21 protein-coding genes are annotated in these 18,831 nt (G+C 68.9%); 14 read left to right on the top strand and 7 right to left on the bottom strand.

Translation table 11 applies throughout. From position 1 onward, the window contains the following. Positions 1 to 63 precede the first annotated feature (63 nt). Positions 64 to 843 carry an IclR family transcriptional regulator gene (locus tag L942_RS03015; RefSeq protein WP_081654918.1) on the bottom strand — a complete coding sequence of 260 codons (780 nt, stop codon included), beginning with the start codon at positions 841 to 843 and terminating at the stop codon, positions 64 to 66. A gap of 242 nt (positions 844 to 1,085) precedes the next feature. Between L942_RS03015 and L942_RS03010 the strand changes: the two genes are divergently transcribed. The 4 genes from L942_RS03010 to L942_RS02995 are packed head-to-tail and all read left to right on the top strand — an operon-like array spanning position 1,086 to position 5,101. Then, positions 1,086 to 2,312: a MurT ligase domain-containing protein gene (locus tag L942_RS03010; protein WP_037354566.1), complete on the top strand. Its 1,227-nt coding sequence runs from the start codon at positions 1,086 to 1,088 to the stop codon at positions 2,310 to 2,312. Further along, on the top strand, positions 2,305 to 3,012 hold the full coding sequence (locus L942_RS03005) for a type 1 glutamine amidotransferase (RefSeq protein WP_037354564.1): 708 nt from the start codon (positions 2,305 to 2,307) through the stop codon (positions 3,010 to 3,012). Before L942_RS03010 ends, L942_RS03005 begins: the two co-directional genes overlap by 8 nt. Positions 3,013 to 3,071: 59 nt before the next feature. Beyond that, positions 3,072 to 4,430, top strand: coding sequence for a HAMP domain-containing sensor histidine kinase (locus tag L942_RS03000; RefSeq protein ID WP_037354561.1), 1,359 nt, complete (start codon positions 3,072 to 3,074; stop codon positions 4,428 to 4,430). 2 nt (positions 4,431 to 4,432) lie between these two features. Next, the gene (locus L942_RS02995) at positions 4,433 to 5,101 is read left to right on the top strand and encodes a response regulator transcription factor (protein WP_037354559.1); all 669 of its coding nucleotides are present in this window, start codon (positions 4,433 to 4,435) and stop codon (positions 5,099 to 5,101) included. Positions 5,102 to 5,212: 111 nt separating this feature from the next. On the opposite strand, the gene L942_RS02990 is transcribed toward L942_RS02995, so the two are convergent. The 3 genes from L942_RS02990 to L942_RS02980 are packed head-to-tail and all read right to left on the bottom strand — an operon-like array spanning position 5,213 to position 6,768. Then, entirely contained in the window at positions 5,213 to 5,614 is a 402-nt protein-coding gene (locus tag L942_RS02990) for a CoA-binding protein (protein ID WP_037354557.1), read from the bottom strand. A gap of 41 nt (positions 5,615 to 5,655) precedes the next feature. Continuing rightward, a complete protein-coding gene (locus tag L942_RS02985; RefSeq protein WP_037354555.1) occupies positions 5,656 to 6,222 on the bottom strand; it encodes a hypothetical protein in 567 nt (188 codons plus the stop codon). Between the two features lie 42 nt (positions 6,223 to 6,264). After that, entirely contained in the window at positions 6,265 to 6,768 is a 504-nt protein-coding gene (locus tag L942_RS02980) for a VOC family protein (protein ID WP_037354553.1), read from the bottom strand. A gap of 152 nt (positions 6,769 to 6,920) precedes the next feature. Between L942_RS02980 and L942_RS02975 the strand changes: the two genes are divergently transcribed. Beyond that, entirely contained in the window at positions 6,921 to 7,718 is a 798-nt protein-coding gene (locus L942_RS02975; protein WP_037354551.1) for a 2-keto-4-pentenoate hydratase, read from the top strand. Next, entirely contained in the window at positions 7,715 to 8,476 is a 762-nt protein-coding gene (locus L942_RS02970) for a 2-keto-4-pentenoate hydratase (RefSeq protein WP_051165680.1), read from the top strand. The genes L942_RS02975 and L942_RS02970 overlap by 4 nt, the downstream gene beginning before the upstream one ends. Here L942_RS02970 and L942_RS02965 read toward each other — a convergent pair. Together L942_RS02965 and L942_RS02960 are read right to left on the bottom strand one after the other, a co-directional pair. Then, entirely contained in the window at positions 8,466 to 9,323 is an 858-nt protein-coding gene (locus L942_RS02965) for an alpha/beta fold hydrolase (RefSeq protein ID WP_037354549.1), read from the bottom strand. The genes L942_RS02970 and L942_RS02965 overlap by 11 nt on opposite strands. A gap of 4 nt (positions 9,324 to 9,327) precedes the next feature. Beyond that, positions 9,328 to 9,798: a DUF1579 family protein gene (locus L942_RS02960; protein WP_037354547.1), complete on the bottom strand. Its 471-nt coding sequence runs from the start codon at positions 9,796 to 9,798 to the stop codon at positions 9,328 to 9,330. A 52-nt stretch (positions 9,799 to 9,850) separates the two neighbouring features. Here L942_RS02960 and L942_RS02955 point away from each other — a divergent pair, with 52 nt between their 5' ends. The 6 genes from L942_RS02955 to L942_RS02930 all read left to right on the top strand — a co-directional run bounded on the left by L942_RS02955 (position 9,851) and on the right by L942_RS02930 (position 16,322). Next, positions 9,851 to 10,285: a MarR family winged helix-turn-helix transcriptional regulator gene (locus tag L942_RS02955; protein ID WP_037354545.1), complete on the top strand. Its 435-nt coding sequence runs from the start codon at positions 9,851 to 9,853 to the stop codon at positions 10,283 to 10,285. Positions 10,286 to 10,347: 62 nt separating this feature from the next. Beyond that, positions 10,348 to 10,785: a hypothetical protein gene (locus tag L942_RS02950; protein ID WP_051165679.1), complete on the top strand. Its 438-nt coding sequence runs from the start codon at positions 10,348 to 10,350 to the stop codon at positions 10,783 to 10,785. Between the two features lie 32 nt (positions 10,786 to 10,817). Continuing rightward, a complete protein-coding gene (gene boxC, locus L942_RS02945) occupies positions 10,818 to 12,455 on the top strand; it encodes a 2,3-epoxybenzoyl-CoA dihydrolase (protein ID WP_037354543.1) in 1,638 nt (545 codons plus the stop codon). 4 nt (positions 12,456 to 12,459) lie between these two features. Beyond that, complete coding sequence (gene boxB, locus L942_RS02940) at positions 12,460 to 13,881, top strand: benzoyl-CoA 2,3-epoxidase subunit BoxB (RefSeq protein ID WP_037354541.1); 1,422 nt, start codon at positions 12,460 to 12,462, stop codon at positions 13,879 to 13,881. 10 nt (positions 13,882 to 13,891) lie between these two features. Then, positions 13,892 to 15,454, top strand: a complete 1,563-nt coding sequence (locus L942_RS02935; protein WP_037354537.1) for a benzoate-CoA ligase family protein — start codon at positions 13,892 to 13,894, stop codon at positions 15,452 to 15,454. A 13-nt stretch (positions 15,455 to 15,467) separates the two neighbouring features. Beyond that, positions 15,468 to 16,322, top strand: a complete 855-nt coding sequence (locus tag L942_RS02930; RefSeq protein ID WP_037354534.1) for an amidohydrolase family protein — start codon at positions 15,468 to 15,470, stop codon at positions 16,320 to 16,322. 1 nt (position 16,323) lies between these two features. On the opposite strand, the gene L942_RS02925 is transcribed toward L942_RS02930, so the two are convergent. Beyond that, entirely contained in the window at positions 16,324 to 16,965 is a 642-nt protein-coding gene (locus tag L942_RS02925) for a dihydrofolate reductase family protein (RefSeq protein ID WP_037354532.1), read from the bottom strand. A gap of 77 nt (positions 16,966 to 17,042) precedes the next feature. Here L942_RS02925 and L942_RS02920 point away from each other — a divergent pair, with 77 nt between their 5' ends. Both L942_RS02920 and L942_RS02915 read left to right on the top strand, forming a co-directional pair. Then, a complete protein-coding gene (locus L942_RS02920; RefSeq protein WP_037354530.1) occupies positions 17,043 to 17,537 on the top strand; it encodes a winged helix-turn-helix transcriptional regulator in 495 nt (164 codons plus the stop codon). Positions 17,538 to 17,790: 253 nt separating this feature from the next. Beyond that, a complete protein-coding gene (locus L942_RS02915; protein WP_037354810.1) occupies positions 17,791 to 18,294 on the top strand; it encodes a sigma-70 family RNA polymerase sigma factor in 504 nt (167 codons plus the stop codon). Positions 18,295 to 18,831 lie beyond the last annotated feature (537 nt).

Genomic DNA, 18,831 nt, shown 5'->3' with positions numbered 1-18,831 from the left:
GCTTCAGCGGGACCCCACGACGCAGGCGACGACGTCCGAGCCGACTCGACCCGGGGAAAGGCCTCAGCGGTTCCGGACGTACCCCAGCCGCATGGACAGCGCGGCCGCTGTTCCGGCCACCGTCGCACCCAATTCGTCCGCCCGGCGCAGCACCCGAGGTGCGGGTCCAGCGACGCTGATCGCCGCGATCGGACGCCCGGAATGGTCCCGCACGGCAGCCGCGACGCAGCCGACGTCCGGCTCGTTTTCCAGGTCGTCCACGGCCCAGCCACGACGTCGCGTGCGGGCCAGCTCGTCCAGCAGCCGGACCGGGTCGTTGATGGTCTTGAGGGTGAGGCTGTCGAGCTTCATCCGGCGCACGCGCTCTACCCGGTCGGCCTCGGGCAACGCGGCCAGCCAGGCCTTGCCCAGCGACGTCGCGTGCTGCGGGCGCCGGGTGCCGAGGCGACAGGAGAGCGTGACCGCGCTGGCGCTGCGTTCGGTCGCGACGTAGACCATCGCGTCGTTGTCCGGCACCGCGAGATAGGTCGTCTCTCCGGAGCGCTCGGCCAGTGCGGTGAGATACCGCGGCGCGCAGCGGTGCAGGTCGGTCGCCGCCATCGCGCGGGCGCCCAGTTCGACCAGCCGGGTGCCGAGCCGCACGCGTCCGGTGACGGTGTCCGCCTCCAGGTACTCCAGCCGCTTCAGCGTGCCGACGATGCGGTAAGCGGCGCTGCGCGACAAGCCCAGCTGCCGGGCGAGCGCGTTCGTGGAGATTTCCTGGTGCTGGCCGACGTGTTCGAGCACCGCCAGCCCGCGCTCCAGGGTGCCGCTTTGGTCCAGCCCGCGTGCTGCTGCGTCCACGTTCGCCCTCCGCCTGTCGCTCTGCGTTCCCGGTCACCGGTGCCTGGTGCCATTAAGCGGGGTTGGACGCTAACACCTCCGATGTATAGACGGAAGATCTTGACCGATCCCTGTCATACCGCAAGGTCAAGGTTGCGCCGAATGGTTCAACCTCCGATCGGTAAGACTGCTTACAAATGGTAGCGGAGACTGGAGTCACCCTCTCAGGAAAATCACAGCGCCCGTGCCGCACGGTTTGCGTGATGTCCACACGTCTGCGCACCCGGGCGTCGGTCGCTGCCGGGCGGCTGACCGCGTGGTTTTCCCGTACCGCCCGGCTGGGCCGCGGCGGCGTGATCGGCGGCCGCGTCACGCTGCGGCTCGATCCCAAGGCGCTGCGCAGGCTCGGCCGCGATCGCACGGTCGTGATCGTCACCGGCACGAACGGCAAAACCACCACGTCGCTGATGCTGACCCGCGCGCTCGAGGCGCTCGCCGAGGTCGCGCACAACAGCGACGGCGCGAACATGCCCGACGGCCTGGTGGCTGCGCTCGCTGCCCGGCCCGACGCGCCCTACGCGGTGCTCGAAGTGGACGAAACGTACGTTCCGTGGGTGGCCGAGCAGGTGCAGCCCGCGGCGCTCGTGCTGCTCAACCTCAGCCGCGACCAGCTCGACCGCGTCGGCGAGGTCCGGATGATGGAGCGCGACCTGCGTGCCGCGTTCGCCGGGCTGTCGCGCACGGTCGTGGTCGCGAACTGTGACGACGTCCTGGTCACGTCGGCGGCCGCGGCGGCGGCCCGCCCGGTGTGGGTCGGCACCGGGCGGCGCTGGTCGGGCGATTCCGTCTCCTGCCCGCGTTGCGGCGGCGCGATCACCCACACCGACCGCGAATGGCGCTGCGCGGTCTGCGCGTTCGCGCGCCCGGAGCCGACCTGGACCCTCGACGGCGACCTGGTGCACACGCCCGGCGGCCGGCAGGTGGACCTCGACCTGCGGCTGCCCGGCGAGGCCAATCGGGCGAACGCCGCCCTCGCGCTCGCCGCCGCGCACTGCGTGGGCGTGCCGCCGCACACCGCCGCGGCCCGGCTGCGCACGATCACCGATATCGGCGGGCGGTACCGCACGATTCGCCGCACCAGGCACTCGGTGCGACTGATGCTTGCGAAAAACCCGGCTGGATGGGCCGAAACGTTGCGTGTGCTCGACGAGGACACCCCGGTCGTCGTCGCGGTCAACGCGCACGAGGCGGACGGCCGCGACCTGTCCTGGCTCTGGGACGTGCACTTCGAGCGACTGCGCGGCCGTCAGGTCGTCGTCGCCGGCGAGAGATCCGCGGACCTCGCGGTGCGGCTTTGCTACGCGGAGGTGCCGCACTGGTCGGAGCCGGACCCGGTCGCCGCGATCGACACCCTGCCGCCGGGCGGGGTCGAACTCGTCGCGAACTACACTGCTTTCCGTGACCTGGTGGACCGGTTGCCAGATGTCTGATTCGACCGTCGGCATCGGCCTCCTGCTGCCCGAGGTGCTGGGGACGTACGGAGATTCCGGCAACGCACAAGTGCTCTGCAAACGCTTGCAGTGGCGCGGTTACGACGCCGAGGTGGTGCCGGTTTCGCTGGACTCCTCGGTGCCGTCCACATTGGACCTCTACCTGCTCGGCGGCGGCGAGGACATGGCACAGGTGCTGGCCGCGGACTTCCTGCGCAACTCGCCGGGCCTGCGGAGCGCGGCGAATGCCGGGCGTCCGGTGTTCGGCGTGTGCGCCGGCCTGCAGATCCTGGGCACGCGCTTCCGCGGCGTCGACGGCGTCGAACACGCCGGGCTGGGGTTGCTCGACCTGGTCACCGAGCCGGCGCAGCAGCGCGCGGTGGCCGAACTGATCGCCGAACCGGACCTGCTCGAGACGCCGTTGACCGGCTTCGAGAACCACCAGGGCGCGAGCGTGCTCGGGCCGGGCAGCGCACCGCTGGGCCGCGTCGTCCGGGGCACCGGCAACGGCGACGGCACCGAGGGCGCGGTCACCGACCACATCGTCGGCACGTACCTCCACGGCCCGGCGCTGGCGCGCAATCCCGAGCTGGCTGACCTCCTGTTGTCGTGGGTGATGGGCCACGCGCTGAAGCCGTTGGACCTGGCCGAGGTGGAGACACTGCGCTCGGAGAGGCTGGCCGCACGCCGCGCCCGATGACGTCACTCGCTGCTCGTTACGCTGCGTGCGTGAGACTTGTCGCTGCAGCAGGCGTACGAATGCGGACCACGGCGGTTGCCGTGCTGGCGCTCGCGCTGGCCATCGCGACCGCGTGCGTGGTCGTGGTGCTCTTGCTGCAGCAGTCACTCGATCGAAGCGTCACCGAAAGCGCGCGCAGTACCGCGCGGCAGGTCGCCGTCCAACTCGTACGCGCGGGCGCGCGGGACCTGTCGCCGAGCGATGTCGCGAGCACTGGCGACACTGAAGCCGTGACGCAGGTGCTCGGACCGCGAAGCACGCCTATCGCGAGCGACCCGTCGATCGTCGGCCGTCCGGCCATCACGGCCGCGCGCCCGGCCCCGGGCCAGGAAACCGTCGAGACGCTGCCGCTCGGCTTAGACGGGGACGGCAGTGAGTACCGGTTGGTTTCGGAAGGCGTCAACGGGCCGGGTGGCCCGTTCACCGTCATCTCCGCACGTTCGCTTGAGCCAGTCACCGAAGCCTCGACGCGGCTTACGCTGCTGCTCGGGCTGATCTCGCTGCCCCTGCTCGGTATCGCTGGCTTCGCGGTGTACCGCTCGGTCGGCTCCGCGCTGCGTCCAGTGGAGCGGATGCGGCGTACCGTCGCCGAGATCTCGACGCGCGACCTCGCGTTGCGCGTACCGCTGCCCCCGGGCGGCGACGAGGTGCACCGACTCGCTGTCACGTTGAACGAGATGCTCGAACGGCTTGGGTCCGCGCAGGCCGCGCAACGCCGCTTCGTCGCCGACGCGAGCCATGAGCTGCGCTCGCCGCTCTCGACCATCAGTACCGCGCTCGACGTCTCGAACCAGCACCCCGAGACAACCAACGAATTGGTACCGGTGATTACTCGCGAGACCGCGCGCCTGCGAGAGCTGGTTGACGACCTTCTCATGCTCGCGCGCACCGACGACGCCACCGACCGGCCCGCGCGCACTGAAGTCGATCTGGACGACATCGTGCGCGCCGAAGCCGAACGCGTACGCGGCGAAGCGGCTGTCGAGATCGAAGTGCGCGCGCAACCGGCGAAGGTGCGTGGCAGTGAGGCGCAGCTGCGTCGCGCCGTACGCAACCTCGTCGACAACGCATGCGGGCATGCCCGCGGGCGGATCCGAATTGCGAGTTCGGTGCAAAATGACATGGTCGTGGTGGAGGTGAGCGACGACGGCCCGGGCGTCGCCGAGGACGACCGGGAGCGAGTGTTCGAGAGGTTTGTGCGGCTGGACGCGTCGCGCCGGCGCGGCGGCACCGGACTGGGCCTGTCGATCGTGGCCGGCATCGCGGCCCGGCACGGCGGCCGCGCGCGGTACGTCGACGTGGCCGACCCGAGCTATCCGGGCGCGCATTTCGTGATCGAACTGCCGAGCATCGAACTGCCCCGGATCGAGGAGGACTGAGCGTGCGGTTGCTGATCGTGGAGGACGAGCTGGAGTTCGCCGAAACCCTTCGCCGCGGCCTGGTCGCCGAGGGATTCACGGTGAACGTGGCGCACACCGGCCGGGACGGGCTCTGGTCGGCGATGGAGCACGATTACGACGCCGTGGTGCTCGACATCATGCTGCCCGAGCTTTCCGGCTATGAGGTGCTGAAACGCTTGCGGGCCGCGGAGAATTGGACGCCGGTGCTGATGCTCACCGCGAAGGACGGCGAGTACGACGAGGCGGACGCATTCGATCTCGGTGCGGACGACTATTTGTCGAAGCCGTTCTCGTTCGTGGTTTTGCTGGCGCGGCTGCGGGCATTGCTTCGGAGGGGCGCACCGGCTCGTCCGGCCGTGTTGACTGCCGGGGACCTGCGGCTCGACCCGGCTGCGCGCACCGTCCACCGGGGAGAGACGCGAATCGAGTTGACCGCGCGCGAGTTCGGTTTGCTGGAGTTTTTGCTGCGTCGGCAGGGGGCGGCGTTGACGAAGAACGAGATTCTCGGCCACGTGTGGGACGCGCATTACGAGGGGGACGAGAACGTGGTCGAGGTTTATGTGGGGTATTTGCGGCGGAAGATCGACGCGCCGTTCGGAACGCGGACAATCGAGACGGTGCGCGGGGTGGGGTATCGGCTCGTCGGATGAGCGGGCGGGTCGGTTTTTCTTAATGGCGCGCCCGGCCGATTCTGTGGAGAATCGACGCTCTCGGTCGCCTACGCTTTTCGGACCGGGAATTCGGATTAGCGTCTCGCCCGGCTAAGCCACTGAAATCCCCGCCACCGCCCGAACCACGGCCGTGCACCGGTCCTCGACATACTCCAGCCCGGCCTCCTCCGCGATCCTCCGGGCCTCCGCGGACACGATTCCTTGCTGCAGCCACAGCGCCTTGGCCCCGATCGCCACTGCGGAGCGGGCGATGTCCGGTGCTTCCTCGGCGGGGCGGAAGACGTCGACCAGGTCCACCGGCTCCGGAATGTCTTCCAGCGACCGGTACACCTTCTCCCCGAGCAGTTCGGTCGCCGACGGATGCACCGGGATGATCCGGAAACCGTGCGCCTGCAGCGAAGCCGGTACGCCGTGTGCGGCCTTGCCCGGGTCGCGGCTCAGGCCGACCACCGCGATCGTGCGCGCGCTGGCGAGGATCTCTTCAGGCTTCATACTCTCCTCAACATCCCGCTACCGCGAACGATTCCGCTCGGTCACAACCGCCACAATCGCAGGCCGCGGACGCGATACACCGGCCACAGCACGTGCCACGGCGACCGGCGCAGGAACGCTGAACTGCACGTCAACACATTGCGCGCGACCGTGGACGCGACCTCGTGCCGGTCCGGCCACGCTTCGCCGCGGGCGCCGAGCGCTAGGCGGAAGACCGTCAGCAGACCGCGTCCTTGCAGGTCATAGCGAGCGCCGGTGTCGCCCGCGTCCGGAAGGAGGCGGGCGATTTCCAGGCGAAAAGCGCCAGTGACCGGCTCGCCCGGCGGCACGTCGGCGACGCTGTCCACGATCGCGCGGCCGTGCAGCCGACGCGCGAATCGCGTGAGCAGCCGTCGTTCCCACCAGGGAAGCAAACGACGGCGAGCCAGCAGCGCGGCACATTCGCGGTGCCCGAGGGAGAACACCTCGGCGAGATCGTCGTACCTGCTGATCGCAGTGGGCTCCGCTAGGTGCAGCCGCACCTCGTAGCGGACCCGCGCGATCAGCTCGTCGATCGCTTCCCGCCGGTCGAGCCGTGCTTTCTGCCGCGAAGCCGCCCAGTCGCCCATGGGGCCACACTCTGAACCCGGCGGCGCACCGAGTCCAGGGGGTCAGCCGATCTTCGACCCGTACATCTCGCCGAGGTCGTCCGCGATCAGCTCGATCCGGGCGCCGTCCGGGTCGGCGAAGTAAATCGACGTGCCGCTTTCTTCCTGGTACTGCACGCCGGCGGCGTCGAGCCGGGAGCGCGCCTCCGCCCAGGCTTCCGGGGTGAGCGACAGGGCCAGGTGATGCAGGCCGCCGAGCACCTCCGCGTACGGGCCGAGGTCGAGGCCGGGCAGGTCGAAGAACGCGACCGCGTTGCCGTTGCCGACGTCGAAGAAGAAGTGGCTCGACCCGGGGTAGTCGCGGTTCTCGATCAGCTCGGTGAGCGGGAAGCCGAGAATGTCCTGGTAGAAGGTGATCGTCCGCTCGACGTCGCTGGACAGCAGCGCGGTGTGGTGAATGCCGCGCCCGACCGTCGCGGGGCGTTCCGCCGCGGGGCGCAGGTACTGCTCCCGCAGCCGGTCGCGGGCCTGGGCGAGCTGGGCGACTTCGGTCTCGGTGGGTGCCATTTCGGGTCACGTCCTCTCGGGAAGCCAGTACGGCGAACAGTACGCCGAAAAACTCTCGCGCGCAAGACATTAGCGAGCAAGAGAACTTGGTCGTACCGCTGAATGGAACGGCCGGGTTGGCTCCGGCGACCGGGTCAGGCAGAGTTCCGCCCGTGGAACCCGCTGAGCTGCAGGACGCCGTCGCGCTGCTGACGAGCGCGTACGAGCGCCACGAGCCGATCGATCCGCTCGTGAAGACCTTCCCCGACGCGACCATCGAAGACGCCTACCGCGTGCAGCAGGAGCAAGTCCGCGCCTGGGTGGCGGGCGGCGACGTGGTGCGCGGCCACAAGGTCGGCCTCGCCTCCGCGGCGATGCAGCGCCAGATGGGCGTGAATCAGCCCGACTTCGGGCACCTGACCAGTTCGATGTTCCTGCTCGAACACCAGCCGATCCCGACGACGCGGTTCCTGCAGCCGCGCATCGAACCGGAGATCGCGTTCGTGCTCGGCGCGCCGCTGCGCGGTCCGGGCGTGACTGTCGCCGACGCCGTCCGCGCGGTCGACTTCGTGCTGCCGTCGCTGGAGATCGTCGATTCGCGCGTCCGCGACTGGAAGATCTCGATCTTCGACACCGTCGCGGACAACGCGTCGTCCGGCGGGGTCATCCTGGGCAGCAGCCCGACCAATCTGCGCGACGTCGACCTGCGGCTCGCTGGCTGCACCCTGCACGTCAACGGCCAGCTGGCGGCCACCGGCGCGGGTGGAGCGGTGCTGGGCTCGCCGATCAACGCCTTGGTCTGGCTGGCCAACACGGTCGGGCCGCTCGGCGTGACGCTCGAGCCCGGCCATGTCGTACTGCCCGGTTCGATGACCGCCGCGCAGACCGTCCGCCCCGGCGACACCGTCGTGGCGACCATGGCCGGCCTCGGCAGTGTGACCGCGGTGTTCGCGCCGGAGGAGGACAAGTGACCGTCGACATCGCTGCCGCAGCGCAGGACTTGCTCAACCGGACGGAAGAAAGCGCGCAGCTCACCGACACCTGGCCGGACCTCGATCTCGCCACGGCGTACGCGATTCAGGACGAGGCTCTGCGGCTGCGTCAGGAACGCGGCGAGACGCTGATCGGGGTGAAACTCGGACTCACGTCGCGTGCGAAACAGCAGCGGATGGGCGTCCAGGAACCTCTGCTCGCGTGGCTGACCGACGCGATGGTGCTGCCCGCGGGCGCGCCGACGCCGCAGCTCATCCACCCGCGCGCGGAGCCGGAATTGGTGTTCGTGCTCGGTGAGCGGCTCGCCGGTCCGGGCGTGACCGCGGCGACCGCACTCGCCGCGGTTTCCCAGGTGTACGGCGGAATCGAGATCATCGACAGCCGCTATCGCGACTACCGGTTCACCTTGCCGGACGTCGTCGCGGACAACGGTTCCTCGGCGCTGTTCGGGCTCGGCTCGGTCGGCCGCCCACCGTCCTCTTTGGACCTGTCGCTGGAGGCCGCGCTGCTCGAAGTGGACGGTCAGATCGTCGACACCGCGACCGGTGCCGCGGTGCAGGGCCATCCGGCCGAGGCGCTGGCGCTGGCGGCGAATTCCCTGGCTGCCCGCGGTTTGGCGCTCGAACCGGGTTGGCTCGTGCTGACCGGCGGGATGACCGACGCCGTCGAACTGCGCCCCGGCTCCCGCGTCGCCGCGCACTTCTCGAACCTGGGGTCGGTGACGATCAGCGGGTAGCGAGCCGTTTGATCCCGGCGATCACGCGCGGCCACACCTCGCGCGGCAGGTCGTGGCCCATCCCGGGGATGAGGTCGAGGTCAGCGCCCAGCGCACGGGCGGTCGCGCGGCCGCCGGACACGTGCACCAGCGGATCGGCCGTACCGTGGATCACCAGCGACGGCACGGAAAGCCGGCGCAGATCGGCGGTCCGGTCGCGGGAGGACAGGATCGCGGCGAGCTGCCGGAACACGCCCGCCGGGTTGAGGCCCCGGTCGTAGGTTCGTTCCGCGCGCTCGCGGAAATGGTTCTCGTCGAACACGTAACCGGGCGAGCCGATCAGCTTGGACGTGCGCACGAGTTGCGTCACGTAGTCCTCGCGTGTGCGCGGTCCCGGGGCCAGCATCGCGAGCGCGGCCCGCGGGCTCGGCAGTCCGACGTGCCGCGCGCCGGTGGTCGACATGATCGAGGTCAGCGTCCGCACTCGCCGCGGATGCCGGATGGCGAACTCCTGCGCGATCATCCCGCCCATCGACGTGCCGACGACGTGCGCGCTTTCGATGCCGAGCGCGTCGAGCAGTTTGCCCGCGTCGTCGGCCAGGTCGCCGAGGGAGTACGGCGCGGACCGCAGGAAGTACGCGAGCGGCAGGCTGGCCCGGCCGGTCCACCACTGCGAGCGCCCGACGTCGCGGTTGTCGAACCGGTGCACGTGGAAGCCGGCCTCGGCGAGCTGGACGCAGAACTCGTCGTCCCACCAGATCATCGGCGCGGCCAGGCCCATCACCAGCAGCAGCGGCGGCGCGGACGGATCGCCGAACGACTCGTGGCACAGCGTGATGCCGTCGGCTTCGATGGTCTGCTCGGTCATGCCGTCAGTCTCGCGCACTCCGCGAGTAGTGGGCGCGAAGGAACGGGCGGAAGTCTTCGTCAGCACCGAGCCGGACGTCGATTTCGTGTGTGAGGACGTCGCCTTCCGGGGTGATCCGGTGGGCCGCGACGCCGCGTTCGGTGTGCTTTTCGAGGTGCAGTGTGCCGTCGCGCCAGCCGCCGCGGGCCGGGGCGCTGGGCGGGAAACCGTAGCTGTCGAAGCCGAACCACAGCGTGTCGCCGGTGGCCGGGTCGACGGTGAAGACGTGGTGTCCCAGCATTCGCGTGCCGTCCTCGCGGGTCTGGACGTAGTCCTCCAGCACCGCGAATCCGTCGAGCGCGCGGCGATAACTGCACGTGGCCGTGGCGGTCGCGGCGGGTGCCCAGGGCGCGGCGGCGAGGTCTTCGGTGCCCGACCAGTCTCCGACGAGTGCGGCCAGGGCTTCGTGCGCGGCGCCGACAACGGGCATTTCCATCGGGTCCCCCTTGAGCTCGACAGGTACCTGTCGAACTGGAACAGTAGCAGACATGTCGTCGAGGACGTCCCGAGCAGAACGCCTGACCCAGCTCGTCAACGAGATCTTCGTGGCCAACGGCGCGCTGCTGGCCGCCGGTGACGCGCTCACCGCGGAAGTGGGGCTGACCGCCGCCCAATGGCAGGTCGTCGGCTTCCTCGAAGACGGACCGGCGACTGCCGCGGAGCTGGCCCGGCGGCGGGGGCTGCGCCGGCAGAGCGTCCAGGAAACGGTGAACCGGCTGCTGCGGGACGGCATGCTCACCCGGGCCGACAATCCCGCGGACGCCCGGGCCCCGTTGCTGCAGCTGAGCGACCAGGCTCGGGCGGCGCTGCGAGTTCTGGGCGCCAAGCAAGCCGCCTGGGCGGATGGCGTTGCCGCGGGCCTGCCTTCGGAGGACCTCGAAACGACCCTGCGCACTCTTCGTGCCTTGCGCGGTCTGGTCTGAGGAACGGCTTGCGAGTACCCTCACGCTAGAGCGTTCTATCAAATCGCAAGGGGGCGAGCGGCATGGACGTTCTGCGCGAGAAGGGGCTTGGCCCGCTGCGGGCGATTCTGGTGTTCACCCTGGTCAGCACCGTGTTGCACTACGCCCACAACGTCGTGCGCGCGGCGGACTACCCGCAGGTCCCGGGCATCAGCGTGCCGGTCACGCAGGTCGTGGTGGCGATCAGCTGGGTGGCCTTCGCCGTGTTCGGCGCGTTCGGCTATCGCGCCTACGTCCGCGGCCAGTACTGGCGTTCGCTGGCGTTTCTGCTGGTCTGTTCGCTGTCCGGGTTGGCGAGCGCGGGGCATTTCCTGGTCGGCGTCCCGCGTATCCCGGCGTTCTGGTTCGCGACGATCTTCACCGACTCGCTCGCGGCCGTCGCGCTGTGGGTATTCGTCTGCTGGGTGGCGATGCGGCTCAACCGGGTGAGCGTCGCCGGGCAAATGTCTACACAACATTGACGTTCGTTGAAACCATGTAGACAATCGAGGACGTGACCACCACCACACCTGTCACGTTCGAGCGGCATCCGGACACCTACCGGCACTGGCGGCTGACCGTCGACGGCGAGGTCGCCTGGCTGGAGATGGACGTCGACGAACAAGGCGGCCTCGTGCCCGGGTACGAGCTGAAGCTCAACTCGTACGACCTTGGCGTCGACATCGAGTTCTACGACGCCACGCAGCGGCTGCGGTTCGAACATCCGCAGGTGCGCGCGGTGATCGTGACGAGCGCGAAGGACAAGGTGTTCTGCGCCGGGGCCAATATCCGGATGCTCGCCGCGTCGCCGCACGAGTGGAAGGTGAACTTCTGCAAGTTCACCAACGAGACGCGCAACGGCATCGAGGACGCCACCGAGTTCTCCGGCCAGACCTATCTCGCCGCGGTGAACGGCAGCTGCGCCGGCGGCGGCTACGAGATCGCACTGGCCTGCGAAAAGATCCTGCTGGTCGACGACAACTCGTCCACCGTCGCGTTGCCCGAGGTGCCGCTGCTCGGCGTGCTGCCCGGCACCGGCGGGCTGACCCGGGTGGTCGACAAACGGCGGGTCCGCCGCGATCTCGCGGACGTGTTCGCCACGCGACCGGACGGCGTCAAAGGCCGGACCGCGGTCGACTGGCGACTGGTGGACGAGCTGGTGCCGCGCGTCGGCTTCCGTGAAAAGGTGCTGGAGCGGGCGCGGGAACTGGCCGCCGAATCCGACCGGCTGCCCGCGGAGCAGGGGATCGAACTGGCCCCGCTGGAGCCGTCGGTGACCGAGGACGGAATCGAATACCGGCACGTCCGCGTCGCATATGACCGGCCGAACTCGCTGGTCACGCTCACCGTGCTCGGTCCGGAGGGCGAACCGCGGCTCGACGGCTGGCTGCTGCGGCTGACCCGCGAGCTGGACGACGCGATCCTGCGGCTGCGCACGAACGAACCGGAACTCGGCACCTGGGTACTGCGGACCGAGGGCGATCCGGAGCAGGTGCTCGCGCACGAAGAGGTCGTGCTCAGCGGAAAAGACTGGCTGAGCAACGAAATCCTGCATTACTACAAGCGCACGCTGAAGCGGCTGGACGTCACCAGCCGCACCTTGATCGCGTTGATCGAGCCGGGCAGCTGCTTCGCGGGCACCCTGCTGGAGCTGGCCTTCGCGGCGGATCGGCAGTACCTGCTGGACGGGCCGCCGATCGACGACGAGGATTCGCCGGAACGCGCGTCGATCACGTTGTCCGAAGCCAATTTCGGCGTCTTTCCGATGGGCAACGGGCTGTCCCGGCTCCAGTCGCGGTTCTACGGCGACGACGACCACCTGACGTGGCTGGCCCGCGAACGCGACCGTCCGCTCAGCGCCGCGGAAGCCGTCGAACTCGGCCTGGTCACCGACGCGCCGGACGACCTCGACTGGGAGGACGAGATCCGGATCGCGCTGGAAGGCCGGGCGTCGCTGTCGCCGGACGCGCTCACCGGGATGGAGGCGAACCACCGGTTCGTCGGCCCGGAAACGATCGAAACCAAGATCTTCGGCCGGCTGACCGCCTGGCAGAACTGGATCTTCACCCGACCGAACGCCTCCGGCCCGGACGGCGCGCTGCGTCGCTACGGCACCGGGCAGAAGGCGGTCTTCGACAGGAAGCGGGTCTGAACCGATGCCCGAAAAGATCGACTACGACGCCAAAATCCCGAACAACGTCCAGCTCGCCGACGACCGCAGGCTGCAGCGCGCGCTGGAGGGCTGGCAGCCGAAATTCATGAACTGGTGGGGCGAGATGGGCCCCACGCTCGAGACCGAGGGCGTCTACCTGCGCACCGCGGTGAGCGTCGGCCGCGACGGCTGGGCGCACTTCGACCACGTCAACGTGCCGGACTACCGCTGGGGCATTTTCCTCGCCGAGCGGGAACCGGACCGGCGGATCGCGTTCGGCGAGCACGCCGGCGAACCGGTGTGGCAGCAGGTGCCCGGCGAGTACCGCGCTGACCTGCAACGGCTGATCGTGATCCAGGGCGACACCGAACCGGCGTCGGTCGAGCAGCAGCGGTTGCTCGGGCTCACCGCGCCTTCGCTGTATGACTTGCGCAATCTCTTCCAGGTGAATGTGGAGGAGGGACGGCATCTGTGGGCGATGGTGTACCTGCTGCACGCGTACTTCGGCCGCGAAGGCCGGGACGAGGCCGAGGGGCTGCTGCTGCGCAACTCCGGCAGCCCGGACGCGCCGCGCATCCTCGGCGCGTTCAACGAGGAAACGGCCGACTGGCTCGCGTTCTACATGTTCACGTACTTCACCGACCGCGATGGGAAATACCAGCTCGGCACGTTGAAGGAAAGCTCGTTCGACCCGCTGTCGCGCACCTGCGAGTTCATGCTCAAGGAGGAGGCGCATCACATGATGGTGGGCACCACCGGCGTCGACCGGGTGGTGCAGCGCAGTGCCGAACTCATCCGCGAGCACGACACGTACGACATCGCGTCGCACGGCGGGATCCCGCTGGACATCATCCAGCGGTACCTGAACTTCCACTACACCGTGTCGCTCGACCTGTTCGGCAGTGAAACGTCGACCAACGCGGCGAATTACTACACCGCCGGGCTCAAGGGCCGCTGGCAGGAAACGCGGCGCAAGGACGACCACAAACTCACCGAGGACAGCCGGGTGCTGGAACGTCCGTGCGCGGACGGGACCTGGACGTCCGAGGAGATGCAGGCCATCCTGCTGCTGAACCTCGACCTGCGCGGCGAGTACACCGCGGATTGCCAGACCGGGGTCAACCGGTGGAACAAGATCCTCGCCGAAGCCGGCATCGACTTCCGGTTCGCGTTGCCGCACCCTGGTTTCAACCGCGAGGTGGGCATAAACTCCGGCCACCACATCACCCCGGACGGCAGCATCGTCGACGAGGCGACGTGGGAGGCAGCGCGGCACAAATGGCTGCCGACGGCCGAGGACCTGACGTTCGTCCGGTCGCTCATGCACCCGGTGTACGAGCGCGGGAAGATCGCCAGCTGGGTCGCGCCGCCGAAGCAGGGCATCAACGGCAAACCTTTCGACTACGAGTACGTGTACCTCACCTGAGGGGGCACCGATGACGGTTCCCGCGAACTTCAACGCCGCGGAGTACCTGCTCGGCCGCGGCCGTCCGGACGCGCTCGCGGTCGTCTCGCCACGGCGCACGCTCAGCTACGGCGAACTCGCGGCCGAGACCCACCGGGTCGCTTCCGGACTGGGCGCGTTGGGCGTGCGTCCGGAGGAGCGGGTGATGTTCTGCATGGTCGACGACGTCGAGCTGCTGAGCGGGATCCTCGGCGCGATGCTCATCGGCGCGGTCGCGGTGCCGGTGTCCACTATGGTCACCGGGCTCGAGCTGGGGCAGGTACTCGCCGATTCGCGGGCGCGGGTGCTGTGCGTGTCCGGGGAGTTCTCCGCGCAGGCGGCGGGCGCACTGACCGGGGCACCCGAGGTGACCGACGTGGTGCTCGACCGGGCCGACCCGGCGGAATTCCCCGCTGGGGTGCGGACGCATCGGTGGCCGCTGACGCCGGCGGACGAGGTCGTGGCCTCGCCGACGTGGGAGGATTCGCCCGCGCTGTGGCTGTACACCTCGGGGACGACCGGGAAGCCGAAGGGCGCGATGCACCGGCACGGGAGCATTCGCGCGGTGTGCTCGACCTATGCCGCCCAGGTGCTGCAAGTGTCCTCTTCGGACCGATTCCTGTCCGTGCCCAAATTGTTCTTCGCTTACGGGCTGGGCAATTCGGCGTTCTTCCCGCTCTCTTGTGGAGGGACGACGCTGCTGGAACCGGCGCGTCCGACCCCGGGGATCATCGCCGCCCGGGCGCGCGCGGACCGGCCGACGTTGTTCTTCGGGGTGCCGACGTTCTATGCCGCGCTGCTGGCCAGCGACGTGCCGGACGACTCGTTTTCCTCGGTGCGGTACGCGGTTTCGGCGGGGGAACCGTTGCCGTCGGCGTTGTTCACGCGGTTCCGGGAGCGGTTCGGGGTGGAGATCCTGGACGGCATCGGATCGACCGAGGCGTTGCATATTTTCCTGTCCAACCAGCCGGGTGCGGTGCGGCCGGGCAGTACCGGGGTGGCGGTGCCGGGGTACTCGGTCGAGATCCGGGACGAGCACGGTGCGGTCATCACCGAGGCCGGACGGCCGGGTGAGCTGTTCGTGTCCGGTCCGTCCATCGCGACCGGGTATTGGGCGCGATATGAGACCACGAAACAGGTTTTCCTGGGGCCGTGGCTGCGGACCGGCGACAGTTACGTGCGCAACTCGGACGGCACGTACACGTGTCTCGGCCGGTTCGGGGACATGCTGAAGGCGGGTGGGATCTGGGTGTCTCCGTCCGAAGTGGAGGAACGACTGCTGCAGCATCCGTCCGTCGCCGAGGTGGCGGTGGTCGCCGCCCCGGACGAGAACGGATTGGACAAACCGGTGGCGTGCGTGGTCGCCGCGCCTTCGGCCACTGTGGACGCTGACGAGCTGATCGAGTTCTGCCGCGAGGGCTTGGCGGCGTTCAAGCGGCCGCGCGGCGTGGTGGAGATGGCCGAGCTGCCGAAGACCGCGACCGGGAAGATCCGGCGGAATGTGATCCGCGAAATGGTGCGCGAGTCGCTGCTCGTGCCGCAGCCGCAATCGTGATCGACTGGCCGGCATGATCGACGAGCATTTCGTGGTGGACGCCCACGTGCACACCCCGCGGCTGCCCACGCTCAAGCCCGCGTGGCTGGACTGGGCGCGCGACTTCGCCGGCGAGTACCCATGGCGCACGGTGTACGACGCGGACGGCACGGTGATCCCCGCGGCGATGGACGACCTCATGGCGAGCGAGGGCGTCGACCGGGTGCTGTTGTTTTGCGAATACAGTCCGCGGGCTACTGGGATCCAGTCGATTGAAGACAATCTTCCGCTGGTCTCGTACAATCCGGAGCGGTTCCGCCTCGTGGCCAACGTGAACCCGCATCTGCACCACCCGCTGGTCGACGAGGTCGAACGCCAGCTCGCGCTGGGCGCGGTGGCGTTGAAGATCCACCCGGTGCACGGCGCGTTTTCCCCGGCGGACAAGGAGTTGTACCCGGTGTATGCCTTGTGTGCCGAACGCGGGGTACCGGTGATCCTCCACTCTGGACTGTCGGTTTTCCCGGGTTCCCGTGCCAGCTACGGGGATCCCGAGTTGTTGTCCGATGTGGTCGAAGACTTCCCGGCGGTGAACTTCGTGTTCGCGCACGGCGGCCGGGGCTGGTGGTACGACGTGGCGGCGTTCATGGCGCAGGCGAGGCCGAACGTGTGGCTCGACCTCGCCGGGCTGCCGCCGAAGAAACTGCCGGAGTATTACGCGCGCTTCGATCTCGTGCGGTTGGCCCGGAAGTGGATTTTCGGCACTGACTGGCCGGGGGTGCCGGGAACGGCGGTGAATGTCCGCGCGGTCGCTGATCTGGGTTTGCCCGCGGACGTCCTGGACGGTGTCCTGTCCGGCAACGCGTTGCGGCTGATGCCCGGCTTGCGCTGAGCTACTTGCGCCAGAACAAGTGGTGCACCACTCCGCTGGGACTGGGGATTTTCTCCAGGTGGTAGCGGTCGGTCAGTTCGTCCGGGCTTTCCCAAAGCCGCTCGCCGGCGCCAAGCTCGACCGGTGAGACGGCGATGTGCAGCGTGTCGACCAGACCGGCCTCGACGAACTGGCGCACTGTGTTGACGCCGCCGCCGATCCGGACGTCCTTGTCGCCAGCGGCTTTCTTGGCCTGCGCGAGCGCCTCCGCGGGCGTCGTGTTGAGGAAGTGGAAAGTGGTCTGGCCCAAGGTGATCGAGGGTCGTTCGTGGTGAGTGAGGACGAAGACCGGGGTGCGGAACGGGGGTTCGTCGCCCCACCAGCCCTGCCAGTCGTGGTTCTCCCACGGGCCGCGATGCGGGCCGAACTTGTTGCGCCCCATGATTTCCGCGCCGACGTCGCCGCGGTGCATGTCGCGCGTGAAGTAGTCGTCGAGCCCGCGGGTGCCGCCGGGTTCGCCGCGCATCGGCCAGCTGGCGGTGGCTCCCGCCCAGGCGAAGAGCGGCCCCGGGTCGGGATGGCCGAACGGCTGCTCGAGCGTTTGGTCCGGACCAGCACCGTAGCCGTCCGCGGAGACGTTGAAGCATTGGACGCGTACCAGCATCGAAACCCCCTGCTTGTCTTTTGCAAGCACTATGCCGGAGGTGATGGTAAAGTGCAAGTGGTCGGAGGAGGTATGCGATGCCGGACGGTCCGCGCTCGGGGTGCCCGATCAACGCCGCGATCGAGGTCGTCGGCGACCGCTGGAGCCTGCTGGTCCTGCGCGACGTGATGTTCGGCGATCGGCGGCATTTCCGGCAATTGCAATCGAAGTCGGAGGAAGGAATCGCGTCGAACATCCTCGCCGACCGATTGCGCACCCTGACCGAAGCCGGATTGCTGACGCGTGATTCGGCTGGTCGGGGACAGCGCGCGACGTACAGTTTGACCGAAGCGGCGATTCAGCTGGTGCCGGTTTTGGTGCACTTGGGGAGCTGGGGTTTGCGGCACCGTCCGACGACGCCGGAATTGCGGGTACGAGCGGAATTGCTGGAGGCCGGCGGGCCGCCGCTGTGGGAGGAATTCATGGCGGAATTGCGGGAACGGCATCTGGGAATTCCCCGCCCGGAGGGGAATGGTCCGACCGCGACGGAACGCTTGGCGGCGGCTTATGCGGAGGCTGTTGCCCGGGGTTGACCGGGGGTTGCCGCGGCGGGCTACGCCCCGGCGTCTTACGTCGTTTTGTCGACATCTGCCCGACCTCGGGGACGGTTCACGGCGCGGCCGTCCGACGCCCGTTGCGCTCCGGTTTCCGCCTGCCCGAGGCGCTTGCCCGGCCGTGGATACATCCGCGCGAAGTTGATCACTCGATTCGGCATTGGAGCTGCTGAAACGGATCCGCCGGGACGTCCGGTTCGTCAGCATTCCCGACCGTGGAAGGGAGCCGGGAATGCGGGACGAGGACGAAGTGCGCCGTTTGTCGACGAAAATGAACCGGGTCGTCGGCGCGAACCCAGGCTTTCGCGCCGACGTCGACGACGCGTGCCAAACGGCCTGGCTGGAATTGCTCAGCCGCCCGCCGAAGCTGCACGATTCGAATGGGTTGGCCGGTTGGCTGACGACCGTCGCGCGAAGGCACGCACTCCGCGCGGCCGAAACCCGCGCGCGAGTGAAGCCGGTTGAGGATTCGCACCTGGAGACGCACGAGCTGGCGGAATCACCTGAGGAAGAGGCCGTGGCCAGCGAACTGGCCGCCGCGTTGTGGCGCGCGGTGGAAAAGTTCCCGGAACGCCACCGGCGGATGATGGTCCTGCTGGCGCACTGCCCGGAGCTTCGGCACGACCAACTGGCTGCGGAGCTGGGGATCTCGCCGTCGAGCGTGAGCCGGATCCGGCAACGCTGCCTGACGGTGCTTCGCCGTCGGCTGGAGTCGGAGGGCTTCAGTTATCCATGAGTCAGGGTTGCGGGTCGATTTGGGGTAGTCCTCGTCGGACGTCGCCTTGCTTATCCATGGCCTGGGGTGGCAGCTCTGCCTTGTCTATTCGTGGCTGGGGTGGCAGCTCTGCCTTGTCTGCTCGTGGCTGGGGTGGCAGCTCTGCCTTGTCTGCTCGTGGCTGGGGTGGCAGGTCTGCCTTGTCTATCCGTGGCTGGGGTGGCTGCGGTGCCTTGCCTCCCCGACTGGGGTGGCTGCATCACCTTGCTTGCCCCTTGCCAGGATGCCGCGCCGCCTTGGGAGACTCGCCCGGCCGTCTTCCGGGTGCCCGGTCCAGCGCCTGCCCGATGGCCCGCCACCCGCCCCCGACGTCCCTGTTGACCTGCGACCTCCCTGGCTGTCCACAACTTCCTTGGCCTGTGGGCAGCCAGGCTCGAGCCCGCTCGTCGGTCGGACCGCGCCATTAGACTGGACAAGGGCAGCCCCCCAGAGGAGGGCGGGGGCTGTGTCGGCGGGGGCTGTGTCGGCGGGGGCTGTGTCGGCGGGGGCTGTGTCGGC

It is taken from the genome of Amycolatopsis orientalis DSM 43388, from assembly GCF_000411975.1.
GTDB lineage: Bacteria > Actinomycetota > Actinomycetes > Mycobacteriales > Pseudonocardiaceae > Amycolatopsis > Amycolatopsis orientalis_D.
Note: the sequence above shows the minus strand (reverse complement) of the source record. Positions and strands in the feature narration are given on the sequence as shown.

Excerpts from the sequence above, each read along its gene's own strand:
- L942_RS03010 (WP_037354566.1), top strand. The coding sequence starts at position 1,086 with ATGTCCACACGTCTGCGCACCCGGGCGTCGGTCGCTGCCGGGCGGCTG.
- L942_RS03005 (WP_037354564.1), top strand. The coding sequence starts at position 2,305 with ATGTCTGATTCGACCGTCGGCATCGGCCTCCTGCTGCCCGAGGTGCTG.
- L942_RS03000 (WP_037354561.1), top strand. The coding sequence starts at position 3,072 with ATGCGGACCACGGCGGTTGCCGTGCTGGCGCTCGCGCTGGCCATCGCG.
- L942_RS02990 (WP_037354557.1), bottom strand. The coding sequence starts at position 5,614 with ATGAAGCCTGAAGAGATCCTCGCCAGCGCGCGCACGATCGCGGTGGTC.
- L942_RS02985 (WP_037354555.1), bottom strand. The coding sequence starts at position 6,222 with ATGGGCGACTGGGCGGCTTCGCGGCAGAAAGCACGGCTCGACCGGCGG.
- L942_RS02980 (WP_037354553.1), bottom strand. The coding sequence starts at position 6,768 with ATGGCACCCACCGAGACCGAAGTCGCCCAGCTCGCCCAGGCCCGCGAC.
- L942_RS02965 (WP_037354549.1), bottom strand. The coding sequence starts at position 9,323 with ATGACCGAGCAGACCATCGAAGCCGACGGCATCACGCTGTGCCACGAG.
- L942_RS02960 (WP_037354547.1), bottom strand. The coding sequence starts at position 9,798 with ATGGAAATGCCCGTTGTCGGCGCCGCGCACGAAGCCCTGGCCGCACTC.
- L942_RS02955 (WP_037354545.1), top strand. The coding sequence starts at position 9,851 with ATGTCGTCGAGGACGTCCCGAGCAGAACGCCTGACCCAGCTCGTCAAC.
- L942_RS02950 (WP_051165679.1), top strand. The coding sequence starts at position 10,348 with ATGGACGTTCTGCGCGAGAAGGGGCTTGGCCCGCTGCGGGCGATTCTG.
- boxB (WP_037354541.1), top strand. The coding sequence starts at position 12,460 with ATGCCCGAAAAGATCGACTACGACGCCAAAATCCCGAACAACGTCCAG.
- L942_RS02935 (WP_037354537.1), top strand. The coding sequence starts at position 13,892 with ATGACGGTTCCCGCGAACTTCAACGCCGCGGAGTACCTGCTCGGCCGC.
- L942_RS02930 (WP_037354534.1), top strand. The coding sequence starts at position 15,468 with ATGATCGACGAGCATTTCGTGGTGGACGCCCACGTGCACACCCCGCGG.
- L942_RS02925 (WP_037354532.1), bottom strand. The coding sequence starts at position 16,965 with ATGCTGGTACGCGTCCAATGCTTCAACGTCTCCGCGGACGGCTACGGT.
- L942_RS02920 (WP_037354530.1), top strand. The coding sequence starts at position 17,043 with ATGCCGGACGGTCCGCGCTCGGGGTGCCCGATCAACGCCGCGATCGAG.
- L942_RS02915 (WP_037354810.1), top strand. The coding sequence starts at position 17,791 with ATGCGGGACGAGGACGAAGTGCGCCGTTTGTCGACGAAAATGAACCGG.